This is a genomic window from Lactococcus sp. dk101 (assembly GCF_009601055.1).
Classification (GTDB): Bacteria; Bacillota; Bacilli; order Lactobacillales; family Streptococcaceae; genus Lactococcus.
In genome coordinates, this window is the sequence record NZ_WITI01000002.1 from 24,417 (window position 1) to 39,051 (window position 14,635).

Below are 14,635 nucleotides of genomic sequence, written 5' to 3' on the forward strand. Positions count from 1 at the left end.
AAAATAAAAAAAAGAAGGAAAAATACGATGAAAACTTCAAGAAAAGTCTTTTCAATCTCTGCTACTATGCTCGCCCTTGTAACACTCAGCACACCAGTTGTTTCTTATGCTGCAACGGCTTCTAGTCCAACAGGGAACACAACCAACGTCACACAACAAGTGACAGATACGGCAACCTTAACGCCTGGTTATCTGACCATTGATGGTGGAACAAACTTTGACTTTGGGACTAAAGCAATCGTACCTGGTCTAATGACAATGAATTTTGACCAAGGTGGCAATGGTGTGGATACTTGGACTACAGGTACTGCAGGAGTTGCAGCAACAACCACCGACCAAATGACCGGGAACGGTAGTGCGACAGCAGCCAATATCAATGCGCAAATCACAGCTTCTGGTACCAATGGTAATAATGGTGCAAGTGGTGTCGCAGAAGATGCATTGTTTACAAGTTCTAGTACCGCTTCCCCTGTAGATGGTGTTCAAATCACTGATGCACGTGGTTCAAATGCTGGTTGGACGCTTTACGCTTATCCATCTGATTTGATGAATGCGTCAGGTCAGTACTTGCTTGGTTCAACAATCACAATTAAAACTAATCAAGTTGTAAATACCAATACTAGTTTGGACCCTGCTGGTCTGAACTACCCTAATAATTCGACTACAACGACTAATGGTGCAAACTACCTTAACTACACTATGCCAACTCTGACTTCTAGTGTTACTTTACAAACAGGTACTGGAACGGGTACAGCAAATACACCGAACGGCACTTCTGCAGTGAAAATCGCAACAGCAGCAGCTGGGACTACAACTCTGAGCGGTACAGGAACGAACGACATTACTTATTCTTCAGCTAAGCTCAACATTCCTGCAGGTATGGCACTTGCTGGTACCTTCAACGGTACTATCACCTATGATTTGACGACTGCACCTTAATCAGCAGGACTGCAGGAGTAGGAGCAGTTTGCTCCATCTCTATCAATTACGCTCTTTCTCCTTTCTTTACCGATAGGCAAAGAAAGTATATGCTTCAAAAATAAAATAAAGGAGAATATCATGAAAACTTCAACAAAAGTCTTTTCAGCTTCGACAACTTTACTCACACTTGTTGCCATGGGAATGCCTCTTGTAGCTTTTGCGGCAGCGACACCAAGTCCTACTGGTAACACAACAAATGTCACAATGCAAACGACTGATACAGCACAGTTTACACCTGGCTACTTGACCATTGATGGTGCCACAAACTACATCTTCCCAGCAACACAAATTTCATCAACTGGTGAAACTGTTTCAACAATTCCAGCTAGTGACACATGGACACCAGGTACTGTTGGTACAACACTCTCAACACCTGATGCCATCGATGTCAATCCATCGATTACATCAACGGGATTTGTAGCTGCTCAAGTGCCATTTGCTCCTGTTACCCAAGATGGTGTGCAAGTCACAGATGCCCGCGGTTCAAACGCTGGCTGGTCACTCTATGCTTATCCATCAGACCTTGTCGCATCGACGAATGGCCTGAGCTTGCATGGCTCAACCATCACTTTGACAGGCACAACAGCCATCAATAAAACCACTGGCGTAACGCTCCCAACTGAGACTGCTTCGACAGTGCTCCAAACGGGTATGGACAATAACAACAAGACAACACTCAATGCGGCTCAACAAGTTGCAACAGCAAGTGCTACAACTGCTAACCTGAATGCAACAGGAACGAGTGAATTGCCATTCTCAAGTGTAACACTGACTGTTCCAGGTATCGCTGGCGGTGCCAATACACAAGCAACAACTTATTCAGGTGTCATCACTTGGGATTTGACTACTGCACCATAAGGAGCAGAAAAAAATAATAAAGTATCAAAAATAAAATAAAGGAGAATATCGTGAAAACTTCAACAAAAGTCTATTCAGCATCGACCGCTTTACTCACACTTGTTGCCATGGGAATGCCACTTGTAGCTTCAGCTGCAACGTCAAGTCCTACTGGTACTCCAGTTGTAACAACACCCACACCAGTCAATGGTAATGTCACCATGAATACGACAGATACGGCTACCTTTACGGCTGGCTTCCTGACGATTGATGGTGCGACAAACTACATCTTCCCATCAACAGCCATTAAAACAGGCGGTGAAACTGTTTCAACAGATCCAAAAAGTGACACATGGACTGCAGGGACTGTTGGTACAACACTATCAACACCTGATGCCATCGATGTCAATCCAACGATTACATCAACAGACTTTGCAGCACCTGTAGCACCTTATTTTGTAGCCCCTACAGGTTCTCAAAATGATGGTGTGCAAGTCACAGATAACCGCGGCAATAACGCTGGTTGGTCACTCTATGCTTATCCATCAGACCTTTATGATGGCACATCTTCTTTGAAAGGCTCAACCATCACTTTGACTGGCGCAGCAGCCGTCAATACTACCGCTGGCGAGACGCTTCCAACTGTGAACACGGTGACGCTTAACACTGGTCAAGGCAATAACAACGCGACAACACTCAATGCGGCTCAAGAAGTTGCCACTGCAAGCAATACATCTGCTAGCATGAATGCAACAGGGACGAATGTATTGCCATTCTCGAGTGTAACACTGAAAGATCCAAACTACGGTACAGCAGCAACAACTTACTCAGGTATCATCACTTGGGACTTGACGACTGCGCCATAAAGGACTGTGTAACAAATGTCTCTTTCTCCTTTGCTCATCATCTAGATAGACAAAGCTAAAATAAAGTAACAAAATAAAGTAACAAAAAATAAAATAAAGGAGAAAAAATCATGAAAACTTCAACAAAAATCTTTTCAGCTTCAACCACATTGCTAACTGTCATTACACTTGCTTCACCTATGGTTGCACTTGCTGCAACACCAAGTGCTGTTGGTACTACAACCAACGATACTTTGACGACAACGACACAGGCAACTTTTGGCGCTGGTTATTTGACGATTGATGGGGCAACCAACTACAACTTCACACCAAATGGTGCTGCTGCCATCAGTTCAACTGCTCTGAGTTTGCCAACAACGCCTTCAAAAGATAGCCTTACGCTTGGTACACTTGGTACGACAGGTTCATTTAACGATAACGTCGATGTCAATGGTAGTTCTGTAACAGTTACAGCAATGACTTCACCATTAGCAGCACCAACAAAAGATGGAGTCCAAGTTACAGATAACCGTGGTTCAAACGCTGGTTGGTCACTCTATGCTTATTCAACTAACCTTTACAATGGCGCATATGAGTTGAAAGGCTCAACCATTTCACTTGCTGCGGGTTCAGATACCAATCTTGCCCCTGTAAGCCCAGCTTCTGTAACTGGTGGAACATTGCTTACAGGTTCAACTACAGGTACAACATCTACAACTGATAGCACACCTACAACTTATGTTCTAAATCCAGCCGTTCAAGTTGCGACTGCACCTGCAGGTTCATCAACAGCTGGTACTTTCAGCGGTACAGGAACTAACGCTTTGGCATTTGGTTCTGTTACCTTGAACGTGCCTGCTGGTATCGCTCAAATCGGTACTTATACAGGCAACATTGTTTGGGATTTGACGACTGCGCCTTAAGTATTAAATAAAAAAATACGCATTATAGAAAGATAAGATGAAAAATAGAAACTTAAAAATTGCTATTTCACTCTTCTTAACTGCATGTGTTGTATTTCCTCAATATGCCTTTGCGGCTGCCGCAAAGAGCAAAAGCAATAACGCGACAAGTGACCAAGCCTTTAATTATGGTGCGGTTACTTTGGGTGGGACAGACAGTTTTTCCTTTACTGGAAATCAAACAGGTCTGTCCGAGATTACTTTTGCTCAACCGACAAACAATCAATGGCTGAAAGATAGTCCTGCTGTCAAAAAAAACTTGACCCCAATCACTTCTGGTGAGGTCGGTGTTCAAGTGATAGATGATCGGGGCACCAACTCGGGTTGGAACTTGTCTGCTTATGCGACAGATCTCCAAAGCGAGTCGGGTAGCTTGACAGGTTCAGAAATTGTTTTGTATGGCGGAAACGCCATGAACGCTGCAAAAGGGGTAGAGCTTCCGAGCTTAAGTGCCAATACTGTTTTAACAACAGGAAGTGGAAGCAATGCAACCAATGCTGCCGTAAACATTGCAACAGCACCGAAAAAAGGTGGTGGTGCATTAAATGCGACAGGCATTAACGTCCTTCCGTTCAAGGGGGTTGCATTGGTCACACCGAATGGCATTGACCTCAATCAGTCTTATTCGGGAAATATCGTTTGGAATTTAACAACCGCTCCTTAGAGAGTACATGAAAAATTGAGAAAGAGAATACGATAGGATAGGCGCAATATGGGCTTGTCCTACTGTATTTCAATGTGTAATCTTCTACGACAAACGGCGTCAAATCTAAAGATAAAAGGAGATACAAGGAGAAAAAATTGAAGAATAAAAAAATAAACATATCACGCATCATCATCATACTTATTTTGGCATTGGGCTCGCTCACGATGTTCAAGGGTGGACGAGTTTTGGCTGCAACGAGTTCTAGTCAGCCAGTTAATTTTGGTTTTACTGTCTCTCCTGAGCTTCCGAGTAATCAGGCTGCAAGTAATTTGGGGTATTTTGATGTCTTGCTCGATCCGGGCAAAAGTCAAACCGTTAATCTTGTCTTGAGAAATGCAACGGCAAGCCCTATTACGGTTGATTGTACGATTGGTAGTGCCTCAACCAATTCAAATGGTGTTGTTGAGTACGCGCTTAACGCAGCGAAAGCTGACCCAACGCTTGCTTATAATATCGTTGATTATGCACATATGCAAAGTAAGGTTGTTATTCCTGCTAAGTCCATGTCTGTTGTTCCAGTTACTGTAAAAATGCCGTCTGCTAGTTTTGATGGTGTCGTTGCTGGTGGGATTACCCTCCAACAAGAAACGACTGAAAAAAAATCAACGGCCAAAGGTGTTCACATTCAAAACAAATACGGTTATGTGGTTGGTTTGTTGATGCAACAAAATACAAATCTTGTTGCACCAAAGCTGAACCTTTTGCAAGTGGCTGGTAGTGACCTCAACTATCACAATGTTATCAATGCACACTATCAAGAACCTGCTAAGGCTTATTTGAAAGACATGTGGATTGATGCTAAGGTTACCGCTAAAGGATCAAATACGGTGCTTTATTCGATGGACCAAGGCAATATGAAAATGGCTCCAAATAGTAATGCACAAATTCCTATTTACACCAAAGGTGCTATCAAAGCAGGAACTTATTTGTATCACGCAGTCGTCTATGGCCAATATGACGGCTCGGGTCCATTTACTTATAAAGGTCAGCATTACCGCTACCGTTGGATTTTTGACCAAGAATTTACAATCACAGGTGCACAAGCAGCAGCAATGAATAAGAAGGACGTTACAGTTCCTAAGCCAGATTATAGTTGGGCTTGGTGGTTGTTAGGTCTCCTCCTCTTATTGCTCCTCTTGCTCCTCCTCTTGTTGTTGCTTCGTCGTTATAAAGAAGATGCTTATGATATTGAAGGGGCCAAACTTCATGATAAAGGCGATCGCATCAAACTTCGCGAACGTCGTCGTAAGACTTATTTCTACTTTGATGACTTGTCTAAAGCTTCGCAAGAACGCATTACGGCTGAACGTAACGCCATGCAAGAAAATGTTGTAGAAGAATAAAAAATCGCGCATTAGCGATAAAAGGAGTGTCGTTTTACGCTCCTACTCAATTAAACAAACAAACAAGCGATGAAGAACTATTCTTTATCGCTTGCTTGGCGTAAATGAAATATAAGATGTTGTTTCTATCGGATAAAAATATTATTAAAATAGAAAAAGGATAAAATTATGACTTATCTTACAAGTACAGATGAACATGCTGTTGAAATCGTTAATCTTAAATCTCTTGAAGCGCTCGTGAAAGAACGCATGGTTGCTCAAGGAAATCGTGGGGCCTTCGGATATCTCCGTGGTGCCGCAGAAGATGAATGGACACTCCGTGAAAATACAGAATCATTCAATCGTAAAACGATTGTTCCTCGTGTTTTGCGTGGGATTGACTCAGCTGATTTAAGCACGAGCATCTTTGGTATTCCTCTCAAGACACCAATTATTCAAGCACCTGTTGCCGCTCAAGGTTTGGCACACATGGAAGGCGAAGTTGATACTGCAAAAGGTATGGAAAAAGTCGGCTCTTTGTTCTCGATTTCAACTTATGGTAGCACGACTGTTGAAGAAGCAGCTGAAGCTGTAAATGGTGCTCCTCAGTTCTTCCAACTCTACATGAGTAAAGATGATGATTTTAATCAATATTTGCTTAATAAAGCGGTCAAAGCTGGTGTCAAAGCAATTATTTTAACAGCTGATTCGACACTTGGTGGCTATCGTGAAGAAGATGTGGTTAGCAAATTCCAATTTCCAATTCCAATGAAAAATCTCGAATCTTACTCTGTGACAGATGGTGTTGGAAAAGGAATCTTTGAAATCTTCGGTGCTGCAAAACAAGGCTTGGTATTGGATGATATTCAAAAAATTAAGAACTGGACAAATTTACCTGTCCTTGTCAAAGGAATTCAGTCACCTATTGACGCATTAGAAGCAATCACTGCGGGCGCCGATGGCATTTGGGTATCAAATCATGGTGGACGCCAATTAGACGGTGGCCCAGCTTCATTTGATGTTTTACCTGCTATCGCTGCGGTTGTTAAGAAACGTGTGCCAATCGTCTTTGACTCAGGCGTTCGTCGTGGTGAGCATGTCTTTAAAGCATTGGCTTCAGGAGCTGATCTCGTTGCTATTGGACGTCCTATCATCTGGGGCTTGAACCTTGGAGGAGCAGATGGCGTGGCCTCTGTCGTAGAACATCTTAATCACGAACTTTCAATCACCATGCAACTGGCAGGTGCTAAAGATATTGAGTCTGTCAAAACGACAGAATTGCTTTAATCCTGTTGAATAGTGGATAAACATTTCTGCTTTGCGGATTGAATGACATTTTATACACAAGTAAAACGGGTCTTTCTTAGGACTCGTTTTTCTGATTTTTTTAATGCTTATACTGCACTAACTAAAAAACAGTACGCTTTTTAGTTAGGCTGCTCGCGCAGCTTTCCTTGTTCGCTCACCGCTCCAAGGGCAGTCATTTGCAGACTAACTAATAAAATCTTAACGATTTTAAAGTTAGTCTAGTATCAAGTACTGGTTGGATAGTGGCTTTATGGTGCGGATAAATGGTATAATTAAGGGAGTTAAACGTTGAATGAAAGGCTTGGAAAGAGAGGCTGTTGGCTCTTTTTTCGAGTCAATGAACGACAGAAAAGCAGGTGATTGCTTATGGCTAGCCTATAAGTCAGGTATTTGCTGGATAAAAGGATAAAAAATGGCAATAGATAGAATTACAGATAATCAGTTCGACCTTGTCAGTAAGTACTCTCCTGCGGGAGATCAGGGGCAAGCAATCGAGGCTTTGGTAGAAAATATTGAAAATGGCGAAAAGGCGCAGATTTTACGGGGAGCGACAGGGACTGGGAAAACTTATACCATGTCTCAAGTCATCGCTAGAACTGGAAAACCAACGCTTGTCATGGCACATAATAAGACCTTAGCGGGTCAACTTTACAGCGAGTTTAAGGAATTTTTCCCAAATAATGCGGTTGAATATTTCGTCTCTTACTATGACTATTATCAACCAGAAGCGTATGTTCCAAGCTCGGATACATATATTGAAAAAGACAGTTCGGTCAATGATGAAATCGACAAATTGCGTCATAGTGCAACGTCAAGTTTGCTTGAGCGTAATGATGTGATTGTGGTGGCTTCGGTTTCTTGTATTTATGGTTTGGGGTCGCCAAAAGAATATCAAGACAGTGTCGTTTCCTTGCGTCCTGGACAAGAGATTTCACGAGATAAATTGTTGAACAGTCTGGTCGGTATTCAGTTTGAACGCAATGACATTGATTTTCAACGTGGGCGTTTTCGTGTGCGGGGAGATGTGGTGGAAATTTTCCCTGCTTCACGTGATGAACATGCCTTTCGTGTGGAATTTTTCGGCGATGAGATTGATCGGATTCGTGAGATTGAAGTGCTGACAGGTCAAGTTATTGCTGAAGTTGACCATGTTGCCATTTTCCCAGCAACACACTTTATGACCAACGATGATCGGATGGAAGAGTCCATTGCCAAAATCGAGACAGAATTGCAAGATCAGTTGAAACGTTTCCGTGACGAAGGAAAACTTCTTGAAGCGCAACGGTTGGAACAACGGACGAACTATGACATTGAAATGCTGCGTGAAATGGGCTATTGTAGTGGGGTCGAAAATTATTCACGCCACATGGATGGGCGTGAGGAAGGCGAACCGCCTTATACCTTGCTTGATTTCTTTCCAGATGATTTCATGATTATGATTGATGAAAGCCACATGACGATGGGGCAGGTCAAAGGCATGTACAACGGCGATAGAGCCAGAAAAGACATGCTGGTGAATTATGGTTTCCGTTTGCCGTCTGCTTTGGACAATCGTCCTTTGAAACGTGAAGAATTTGAAAGTCATGTACATCAGATTGTCTATGTGTCGGCGACACCTGGGGATTATGAGATGGAACAGACCGATACCATTGTTGAACAAATCATTCGTCCGACAGGACTTTTGGATCCAGAAGTGGAAGTTCGTCCTTCGATGGGACAGATTGATGATTTGTTGGGCGAAATCAATGCGCGTGTGGAGCGCAACGAGCGTGTCTTTGTGACAACATTGACCAAGAAAATGTCAGAGGACTTGAGTGCTTATCTGAAAGAAATGGGTGTCAAAGTCAAGTATATGCACAGTGATATTAAGACTTTGGAGCGGACGGAGATTATTCGAGATTTGCGTTTGGGTGTTTTTGATGTCTTGGTGGGGATTAACCTGTTGCGAGAAGGAATTGATGTGCCAGAAGTTTCGTTGGTCGCTATCTTGGACGCTGATAAGGAAGGTTTCTTGCGTAATGAACGTGGTTTGGTTCAGACCATTGGACGTGCGGCCAGAAATAGTGAAGGCCATGTGATTATGTATGCTGACATGGATAAACCTTTGAATGAAAATGATGAGGCAGACCAAGAAATTTTGGCTTTGGGGAATTATTACGCGCTTGATGGCGAAAAGTATAAAATTACCAAGAGTATGCGAAAGGCAATCGATGAAACGGCACGCCGGCGCGAAATTCAAATGGCTTATAACGAAGAACATGGTGTTGTGCCGAAAACCATTGTCAAGGAAATTCGGGACTTGATTTCGATTTCGAAGAAGTCGGCAACTGGCGAAATCGAAGAAGTCGATGCAGAAGCAATGACCAAAAAAGAACGTCAGAAATTGGTCAAAAAACTGGAAAAAGAAATGCAGGAAGCTGCTGCTGCGCTTGACTTTGAAGGAGCTGCACAACTGCGTGATATGGTTCTTGAAATTCGTGCCATGGACTGATTTTATTGGTAGTGCTGACACAAAGGCTTGGAGGGCGCTTTGTTACGCTCTTTGAGGGAGATGTTCTGACGCAAGGCGATTTGTCCACGTGAATGTCGGAACATCTCCCCTCGCTTCACTTTGCTAAATTTATACGAGACTAACTTTAAAATTGTCTAAATTTTTTTGGTAGTGCAGTATAGTAAAATAGAGTCTCAACAGGCAATAGCCTTAGTGCAGTATAAAAAGAAAAAGAGAGAAGTTTTCGGGCTTCTTTTTTTGTTTTTGAAATAAAATACATTAAAATGTATAAAAATACTTGACAACTTTATTATTTATTGTATAATTATGAAATATAAATAAATAAAAATTCAAATAGGTGAATTGAAAGATGAAAATGAAAAAATTGGGATTAGGTCTTATTGGTTTGGCTGCGGTCGCCACTTTGGCAGCTTGTGGTAATAGTAATGCGTCTGAAAATCAGGTGGACAAGATTAAAAAGAACGGCACATTGACGGTTGCTTTATCAGCTGATTATCCGCCGTTTGAGTTTCAAACATTGAAAGATGGCAAGAATACGATTGTTGGTTCAGATATTGATTTGGCGAATGCTGTCGGGAAAAAACTGGGCGTCAAGGTCAAATTTAGCAACATGGACTTTTCAAATGTCCTTGCAAGTGTGTCATCTGGAAAGGCTGATTTGGCGATTTCAGGGATTACTTATACGGAGGAACGGGCAAAAGTCTACAATTTCTCAAAAATCTATTATCATTCACCCAATTCAATAATTATTAAGAAATCAAATCTTGATAAATATACGAGTTTGAGTGCATTTGATGGCAAACAGGTGGCGGCTCAAAAGGGCTCAATGCAAGAACAAATCGTCTTGCAAGACATGAAGAAGAGTACTGACATTGCTTTATCAACCATTGGCGATGAGGTCAATCAAGTGAAGACGGGCAAGGTTGAAGGTGCGGTCGTTGAAACACTGATTGCACAAAGTTTTGTTGACGCAAATCCTGATTTGACTTTGGCCAAAGTCGAAATGCCGAAATTGAAAAATGATTTTGGAATGTCGGTTGTCATGCCAAAAGACTCGTCAGAGCTGACAAAAGTAGTCAATGAAGTTATTAGCCAAATGCTTGAAGATGGAACCATGGATAAAAATATTCAAAAGAACTATGAGCTGGCTAAAACGGCAAAATAAGTTTGGTCTTGAAGCAATAAATGAAAATAAAATAAGATTTGAGCATCTGCTACAAGTCTTATTCTTTTGTATATAAGAATATAATGAGGAAAAGAAATGTCTTGGAAAGATAAGATTAGAAAAGTTGAGCCTTATGTCTCAGGTGAGCAGCCCAAACTTGAGCAAATGATTAAATTGAACACCAATGAAAATCCCTATCCACCGTCAGAAAAGGTTCGGGCAGTTTTGCAGTCGGTCAATGCTGACAAGCTTGCCTTGTATCCAAATTCGGACGCTGAGACCTTACGGACTGCCCTTGCTGAATTTTGGCAATTTGATGAAAGCCAAATTTTTATTGGAAATGGTTCCGACGAAGTGCTGTCTTTGAGCTTTCTGACCTTCTTCAACAGCGACAAACCGGTCTTCATGCCTGATGTTACCTATCCTTTTTATCCAACTTATTGTGATTTGTATGGGATAAAGTATGTCAAACAAGCTGTGGATGCTGATTTTCATATTCAGGCTAAGGATTATGTGGCAGAAAATGGCGGAATTATTTTTTGTAATCCATGCAATCCGACGGGCATTAGTGAGCCTTTGGATTTGATTGAGCAGATTTTGGAGCAAAATCAAGAGAGTGTGGTGATTATTGACGAAGCTTATGCTGATTTTTCGGGCCAATCGGCTATTCCTTTATTAGATAAATATGAAAATTTGTTGATTACGCGCACTTTTTCGAAGGCCAGAAGTTTGGCTGGTATTCGGCTTGGTGTGGCATTGGGCTCAAGCTATGCGATCGGAAAATTATACGATGTGAAAAACTCATTTAATTCTTATTGTGTGGATATGATTGCACAGGAAATTGGACTTGCCAGCATTCAGGATACGGAACAAATGCTTGCCAATGTGGATAAAATCATCGCCACGCGAACTTGGTTTAGCAAGGCTGTGGAAAAACTTGGCTTTGTCAGTACGGACAGCCAGACGAATTTTGTCTTTATTCGCTGTGAACAGTTTTCAGGTCAGACTTTATATGATAGAATGTATAACAAGCATATCATTGTCCGTTACTGGGATAAGCCTGGGATTTCGGACTGGGTGCGGATTACCATTGGGACGGATGAGCAGATGAAGCAAGTCCTTGAATTTCTGAGCAAATTGATGCGTGAAGCGTGAGAAAATCATGAGAAGCGACTGGCAAAAAGGCTTCAACGATTTACAGCCAATGCCTTATTGTTTGAACTTTAGTTCATTACAGATAAAGGGCAAATGGTATATGGACAGTATGGCAATCTACTCATCCGACTTAGAAGTCGGTTAGAGATTAACTAGATAACTGTTGTTATTTAAATATTGATGAGAATGAGGAGAGAAGATGAAAATTTCATTAGAAATAAGACCTGGCCCAAATCGTTATGTATCAAAAGCGGGGGCAGTTCAAGAATTAGAAGCTTATGTAGAGGGTTTTAAAAGGGTTGCCGTCATCACAGGCGAAAAATCATTCGCGGTTTTTTCGGATTATTATGAAAAAAAATTGCCCTATCCCGTTTATTTTTACAATGGGACAGCATCATATGCCGATGCAAAACGTTTGTCAGAGCTGACAGGACGCTTGGATTTGATCATTGCCATTGGTGGTGGAAAAGTGGCAGATACGGCAAAATTAACAGCAGAATTATTGGATTGTGAGTTATTGATTTTGCCTACGCTTGTGTCGAATTGTGCGCCTTATACGCCAGTTGTTGCTGTTTATGATGAGCAACATCAGTTTGTCAAAGTGGCTTATCCCAAACGTGTGGCGTATCTGACGCTGGTTGATCCAGAATTTCTACTGCGGACACCGAAAGCCTATTTGGTTGCAGGGATTGGCGATACCATCGCCAAATGGTATGAAATGGAAGCTATCGTGCGTCAGATGGATCTTGCTGATTTGCCTGCAACAGCACGCCTTGGTTTTGCTAGTGCCAAAGAAATTATGCAACTCTTGCAAGAAAAAGCAGTCGCGTCGATTGAGGCACTTGATAGCCAAGAGCTGACGCCTGCTTATGCCAAAATTGTGGATACTGTCATTGCACTTTCAGGTACAGTTGGTGGCTTTGCCGCCCAATATGGTCGAACATCAGGCGCCCATGCTTTGCACGATGGGATGTCAGTACTGACAGAAACGCATGAGATTTTGCATGGACATAAAGTCGCTTACAGCGTGCTTGTTATGTTGGCTTATGGGCATGATTTGGCGGAGCTTGACCAGCTTTTGCCATTTTATCAAGCTTGTGGTTTGCCTATTTCATTGGCGGATATGGATTTGGCAGGATTTGAGCTTGAAAAGTGGCGCCCCGTTGCCGAATTCGCAGCAAGAAAAGGAAGAGGCTATGATTTGGTTGATGCTGAAGTGACCACGGATAAGATTTTGACTGCCATTCAAGAGTTTGAAGCAATCAGTAAATAAAAATAGAAAACAATGAGATAAAAGTTAGAGACAATAGGGTTTCTAACTTTTTATTTTTAGAAAATATTTAGAAACTCCAACTGAATAAAATGCTTGACAAAGTTTTTTATTAGTGTATAATTATACGTGTAATGAATAAAAAACGATTTTATTCATCAAATAATGAAAAATATATAGAGGAAAAACCATGAAAAATTTGAAAAAAATGATGTTGGGTCTTGTTGGTCTGGCTGCTGTGGCGACACTTGCTGCTTGCGGAAGTTCCAACAGCGACTCCGTTAAGAAAATTGAAGATAAAGGGACTTTGGTTTTGGCTGTCAGCCCTGACTATCCTCCATTTGAATATCAAACCATTAAAAATGGTAAAAACACTGTGGTTGGTGTCGATATTGACTTGGCAAATGCCATTGCAAAAAAATTGAATGTTAAACTTAAAATCAGTGCAATGGATTTCAACAATGTCTTGACGAGCTTGTCACAAGGCAAGGCAGACATTGCTATCTCAGGAATTTCAGCAACTTCAAAACGTAAAGAAGCATTTGATTTCTCAAATGTTTACTATGATGCCAACAATGTGGTTGTCGTGAAAAAATCTGATTTGAATAAATACAAATCATTGTCAGACTTTAAAAACTTGAAATTGGCTGCTCAAAAAGGCTCAACTCAAGAAACTGCTGTAACATCGCAAATCACAGGTTCAACACTCGTTTCTCTCACTTCAACAGGTGACGAAATCAATGAAGTCAAAGGCGGAATGGTTGCCGGTGCAGTCTTGGAAGACATGATTGCTAAGAGCTATGTGGCAGCAAACTCTGACCTTGCCATTGCCAATGTTGATTTGCCAAACTTGAAAGATAATCCTGGTATGGCTGTCGCTGTGCCTAAAGGCTCAACTGAACTCACTGATAAAATCAATGAAGTTATCAAAGAAATGAAATCAAGCGGCGAATTGGAAAAAATTATCCAAGAAAACTACGCTGCGTCACAAAAAGCAAACTAATCATAAAAAACCTGTCAGTGCTGACAGGTTTTTTTGCGTTTAAAAAAGCAAGAAGAGCTTGGTAAAAAAGAGCATTTTCTTGCTCTTGTACTGTTAAAGTTTTTTTAACTCTTTTTCAATTTTTTGGAGCAGATTGTTTTCTTTGCCACAAGAAGTACATTTCCAAGAAGAAGCGCTGTGATCAAATTTGTCCTGCGGGTTAAGGTGTGACTGACATGAGTCACAGTAGAAATCATATTCCAAAGTGTTTTCTTCAAGTGGATCAATGCCACCGATAAAGTCTGAAATTGCCATTTTTATTTCCTCCAATGTTAAGGTTGAGCAGCGTCTGTCTGTCAGAGCTGACGAAAACGTATTTATAAAAGATATATGTATTATAACAAAAATATTAGAATTTTTAAATTAAAAATTCTAAATATTCAACTTAAATAAAAATCAAATCAATAAAATGACAAATCAAAAGCCTAAATGTAACTTAAAATCAATATACAGTAACTTAATTGCAATCAAAATGAAATTATGCTATTATTTAATTATCAAATAAAATCTAGTTTTGAAAGGATATAAAA

At 41.1% G+C, this 14,635-nt stretch carries 13 protein-coding genes; 12 read left to right on the top strand and 1 reads right to left on the bottom strand.

The genetic code is table 11. The annotated features are described in order from the left end of the window. Positions 1-27: 27 nt before the first annotated feature. The 12 genes from GHI45_RS02015 (at position 28) to GHI45_RS02070 (ending at position 14,066) form a co-directional block, all read left to right on the top strand. Positions 28-939, top strand: a complete 912-nt coding sequence (locus tag GHI45_RS02015) for a WxL domain-containing protein (RefSeq protein WP_147778837.1) — start codon at positions 28-30, stop codon at positions 937-939. Positions 940-1,059: 120 nt separating this feature from the next. Next, entirely contained in the window at positions 1,060-1,839 is a 780-nt protein-coding gene (locus GHI45_RS02020) for a WxL domain-containing protein (protein ID WP_147778838.1), read from the top strand. Between the two features lie 50 nt (positions 1,840-1,889). Then, entirely contained in the window at positions 1,890-2,684 is a 795-nt protein-coding gene (locus GHI45_RS02025) for a WxL domain-containing protein (protein ID WP_147778839.1), read from the top strand. A 110-nt stretch (positions 2,685-2,794) separates the two neighbouring features. Further along, a complete protein-coding gene (locus tag GHI45_RS02030) occupies positions 2,795-3,586 on the top strand; it encodes a WxL domain-containing protein (RefSeq protein ID WP_147778840.1) in 792 nt (263 codons plus the stop codon). 37 nt (positions 3,587-3,623) lie between these two features. Then, complete coding sequence (locus GHI45_RS02035) at positions 3,624-4,289, top strand: WxL domain-containing protein (RefSeq protein ID WP_147778841.1); 666 nt, start codon at positions 3,624-3,626, stop codon at positions 4,287-4,289. Between the two features lie 137 nt (positions 4,290-4,426). Continuing rightward, entirely contained in the window at positions 4,427-5,674 is a 1,248-nt protein-coding gene (locus tag GHI45_RS02040) for a DUF916 and DUF3324 domain-containing protein (RefSeq protein ID WP_147778842.1), read from the top strand. A gap of 168 nt (positions 5,675-5,842) precedes the next feature. Further along, positions 5,843-6,940, top strand: a complete 1,098-nt coding sequence (locus GHI45_RS02045; protein ID WP_147778843.1) for a lactate oxidase — start codon at positions 5,843-5,845, stop codon at positions 6,938-6,940. A 433-nt stretch (positions 6,941-7,373) separates the two neighbouring features. Next, positions 7,374-9,452: an excinuclease ABC subunit UvrB gene (uvrB, locus tag GHI45_RS02050; protein ID WP_147778844.1), complete on the top strand. Its 2,079-nt coding sequence runs from the start codon at positions 7,374-7,376 to the stop codon at positions 9,450-9,452. A gap of 370 nt (positions 9,453-9,822) precedes the next feature. After that, complete coding sequence (locus GHI45_RS02055; protein ID WP_228385993.1) at positions 9,823-10,638, top strand: transporter substrate-binding domain-containing protein; 816 nt, start codon at positions 9,823-9,825, stop codon at positions 10,636-10,638. Between the two features lie 96 nt (positions 10,639-10,734). Continuing rightward, positions 10,735-11,793, top strand: coding sequence for a histidinol-phosphate transaminase (gene hisC / locus GHI45_RS02060; protein ID WP_147778845.1), 1,059 nt, complete (start codon positions 10,735-10,737; stop codon positions 11,791-11,793). 199 nt (positions 11,794-11,992) lie between these two features. After that, the gene (locus tag GHI45_RS02065) at positions 11,993-13,066 is read left to right on the top strand and encodes an iron-containing alcohol dehydrogenase family protein (RefSeq protein ID WP_147778846.1); all 1,074 of its coding nucleotides are present in this window, start codon (positions 11,993-11,995) and stop codon (positions 13,064-13,066) included. Positions 13,067-13,253: 187 nt separating this feature from the next. Beyond that, a complete protein-coding gene (locus GHI45_RS02070; protein WP_187230036.1) occupies positions 13,254-14,066 on the top strand; it encodes a transporter substrate-binding domain-containing protein in 813 nt (270 codons plus the stop codon). Positions 14,067-14,159: 93 nt separating this feature from the next. Here the strand turns inward: GHI45_RS02070 and GHI45_RS02075 are convergent, their stop codons facing one another. Further along, positions 14,160-14,360: a Sec23/Sec24 zinc finger-containing protein gene (locus tag GHI45_RS02075; RefSeq protein ID WP_147778847.1), complete on the bottom strand. Its 201-nt coding sequence runs from the start codon at positions 14,358-14,360 to the stop codon at positions 14,160-14,162. Between the last annotated feature and the right edge of the window lie 275 nt (positions 14,361-14,635).

Excerpts from the sequence above, each read along its gene's own strand:
- uvrB (WP_147778844.1), top strand. The coding sequence starts at position 7,374 with ATGGCAATAGATAGAATTACAGATAATCAGTTCGACCTTGTCAGTAAG.
- GHI45_RS02015 (WP_147778837.1), top strand. The coding sequence starts at position 28 with ATGAAAACTTCAAGAAAAGTCTTTTCAATCTCTGCTACTATGCTCGCC.
- GHI45_RS02070 (WP_187230036.1), top strand. The coding sequence starts at position 13,254 with ATGAAAAATTTGAAAAAAATGATGTTGGGTCTTGTTGGTCTGGCTGCT.
- hisC (WP_147778845.1), top strand. The coding sequence starts at position 10,735 with ATGTCTTGGAAAGATAAGATTAGAAAAGTTGAGCCTTATGTCTCAGGT.
- GHI45_RS02045 (WP_147778843.1), top strand. The coding sequence starts at position 5,843 with ATGACTTATCTTACAAGTACAGATGAACATGCTGTTGAAATCGTTAAT.
- GHI45_RS02055 (WP_228385993.1), top strand. The coding sequence starts at position 9,823 with ATGAAAATGAAAAAATTGGGATTAGGTCTTATTGGTTTGGCTGCGGTC.
- GHI45_RS02035 (WP_147778841.1), top strand. The coding sequence starts at position 3,624 with ATGAAAAATAGAAACTTAAAAATTGCTATTTCACTCTTCTTAACTGCA.
- GHI45_RS02020 (WP_147778838.1), top strand. The coding sequence starts at position 1,060 with ATGAAAACTTCAACAAAAGTCTTTTCAGCTTCGACAACTTTACTCACA.
- GHI45_RS02075 (WP_147778847.1), bottom strand. The coding sequence starts at position 14,360 with ATGGCAATTTCAGACTTTATCGGTGGCATTGATCCACTTGAAGAAAAC.
- GHI45_RS02030 (WP_147778840.1), top strand. The coding sequence starts at position 2,795 with ATGAAAACTTCAACAAAAATCTTTTCAGCTTCAACCACATTGCTAACT.
- GHI45_RS02065 (WP_147778846.1), top strand. The coding sequence starts at position 11,993 with ATGAAAATTTCATTAGAAATAAGACCTGGCCCAAATCGTTATGTATCA.